Annotated in this window: 1 protein-coding gene; it reads right to left on the bottom strand. The window is 64.2% G+C overall.

Features of this window, described 5'->3' with window-relative positions:
- On the bottom strand, positions 1 to 240 hold a 240-nt coding region (locus SB751_RS34770; RefSeq protein ID WP_410749586.1), incomplete at both ends, for a transposase.

The following is a 240-nucleotide window of genomic DNA, read 5'->3' as shown; positions in this document are numbered from 1 at the left end:
AACGCGACATACGCGTCGGCGCGCGTCGCGGCCATCCAGATTGCCTGCAGATCCGCCTTCGCGCGGCCTTGCTGCGACTTCGGCAGTGCATTGAGCACGTTGCCCATTTTGTGAAACCAGCAGCGCTGGCCGCGTGTCGCAGGAAACACTTCTTCCAGCGCCGCCCAGAAGCCCATTGCGCCGTCCCCAACTGCCAGGAGTGGTCCGGTCTGCAGGCCACGCGATTTCAGATCGAGCAGC

This window comes from Cupriavidus sp. SIMBA_020, assembly GCF_046535395.1.
GTDB lineage: Bacteria > Pseudomonadota > Gammaproteobacteria > Burkholderiales > Burkholderiaceae > Cupriavidus > Cupriavidus campinensis.
The sequence above is the reverse complement of the archived record's forward strand: the minus strand, read 5'-3'. Positions and strand labels throughout refer to the sequence as shown.